The sequence below is a fragment of the Ferroplasma sp. Type II genome (genome assembly GCF_000496155.1).
The window spans coordinates 1-2123 of record NZ_KI542794.1; the positions used below are offsets into that span (position 1 = coordinate 1).

A 2123-nucleotide genomic window follows, 5' to 3' on the forward strand; every position below is an offset into this window, starting at 1 on the left:
TTTGTTCCTCGTTTATCTCATACCAGACTCTGAAAGGGCCTATTCTCAGTTGCCATAATCCATGAAGCTTTCCTCTTAGCGGTTTTCCCGACTGTGGCCCCTGTTCCAGTCTTTCGGTCATACGAAGAAGCCACTCCTTCTTGTCCTTGTGGTTCCTGGAAAACTCCTTCTCGAATGCTTCCGTCGATTCCACAGTATAGCTCATGAAAACCAACCTTTTTCCCTTGAAAATCCTGTCATTCTAAGTCCTCTTCTTAAATCTTTTCGACGCTCTCGTATGACCTGATGATCTCTTTTAATTTCTTGAGGGTCTTGACTTCACGATTGTTTTTGAAGACGGTCTCAGGAACCTTGAGATATGTCCATTTAACGCCGGTCAGTTTAGTTGAATCTATACACCATTCTCTAGCTCTTTTATCTTTGTTCTTCACTTCAACAGACTCTTCGCCTTTGGTCTCTATGATATAATTCTCTGAGTCACAAATAACAACAAAATCTGGCAGATAGTAAGACAGCCCCTTTTTCTCGTTCACGTACTCCAGGTAGAAATTCAAGTTATTATCATTCTTTATGTATTTTCTGACATCTGAAGCATCATTGTCAAGAAATTTACAAAAGTCGAATTCAAAATCATTGGCAACTGGCACCAGATTGAGAATGCATTTCTTGGGTGTGTAGGTTTTCTTTCTTGTAAGTGAAGGTCTGATGTCTTTAACTTCTCTTGGTTCCGACTGAAGCCGTACTTCAGTAGAAAGGATAGTCAGCTTATTTATTACCTTTACAAAAAGCTCGGTAAGAAAATCAACCACCTTCGGCTCACTCAGAGCTTGAAGAAACCTATAATCATCTTTTATTTCTTGAGTTAAAGCCGTTGTAAAAATGCTATTAGTAATATACGAATCTAGTTTTCCTACAAGTTCACTGTTTCGGGATGGAATTTTGCATGCCCTGAGAATGATGTTTGCCAAATAAGAGATAACTGATGGATAATTTTCTGGTATTGGCTGTTCCCATCGGTCTCGCCATCTCTCTTTCTCTGTTAACGCGTCTCTTCCTACTGCCGACTTAATGTTAGTATATGTTTCTAAATCCAAGTCGAATTTTCCCTGCGGGAGGGTGGAAATATCAATTTCATTGAACGATCTATTTTCTCTCTTATATTTTGGAGATAAAACCGGTATCTGGAAGTTTAATTCCGATTTCCTTAACGCATCAGGAAAAATATTGGTAACGGTCGGCAGGTTCCTTTCTTTGTATCTCTTTATGTCGACTCCCTGCTTTTTCATCTCCTCGTCTATGTAATCCACAAAAGCTTTCGTGCCGAAAACGTCAACCGTCTCTTCGTATCCTGATTCTGGGCCGAACATCAGTCTGAGACCACGTCCGAGCGCCTGTTCTGGCAGAATCTCTGCTTTAGAAGTAAACGGTCTTAAACCGACTATAACACAAACGTTCTTGACATCCCAGCCTTCCCTGAGCATCAGGACACTCACGATAGCCCTGTACTTGTGTGATTTATCTATCTCTCTTGTCTCCTGTTTAAGCTTTTGCCATTCTTTGTCGCTAACTTCACCTTTGAGGTTGGTATGAATAATCAGCGTTTTCCCTTTAAATTCGTTTTTAGTCTGCAAATAGTTGTTAATGTCTTCTGCTTCGGAAGTCTTAGTTGCCATGAAAAATATTATCGGGTGCTTTCTCAACCTTTTCCATGACGTTATTGTAATAAGACCACCTTCTGACATCCAGCTTCAATATAATCCCTATAAATCACGTCTGCTCTGTCTGAAGGTGTCTCACGAGGATTCTCTACCTCACCTATAATTGGTGACTTTACGATTCCACATCTTATGGCATCTGCCAAAGGAAAATCGGTAATCACCCATTCGAATACGCTTCCAGAATCCTGCCTTTTCGGTGTGGCTGTAAAGTCTAATTGAAATGACAATCCTTTGCTCTTCTTCTTGAGAAGTTCGTTGCAGGTCAAAATGAATTGATTCCAGATAATATCTTTGTCCCATACGTGGTGCGCTTCATCATTGATTATGCCCAGGCTGCTGAGGGACTTAATCTCCTCCATGATTTGATCATAATATCTTATGGCGTCCGATGTTTCTGCCCACAAT

The 2123-nt window shown here is 40.6% G+C and carries 2 protein-coding genes and 1 pseudogene; all 3 read right to left on the reverse strand.

The features are described 5' to 3' along the window. Nucleotides 1–205 (reverse strand): type II toxin-antitoxin system RelE/ParE family toxin (locus tag AMDU4_RS11595; RefSeq protein WP_021788156.1); only part of this gene is annotated, 205 nt, incomplete at its 3' end. A 49-nt stretch (nt 206–254) separates the two neighbouring features. Then, nucleotides 255–1742, reverse strand: coding sequence for a hypothetical protein (locus tag AMDU4_RS11600; RefSeq protein ID WP_021788157.1), 1488 nt, complete (start codon nt 1740–1742; stop codon nt 255–257). Beyond that, nucleotides 1715–2123, reverse strand: a pseudogene (locus AMDU4_RS11605) (DEAD/DEAH box helicase family protein); the annotation flags it as partial. The pseudogene AMDU4_RS11605 and the gene AMDU4_RS11600, both read right to left, overlap by 28 nt.

Excerpts from the sequence above, each read along its gene's own strand:
- AMDU4_RS11600 (WP_021788157.1), bottom strand. The coding sequence starts at position 1,742 with ATGTCAGAAGGTGGTCTTATTACAATAACGTCATGGAAAAGGTTGAGA.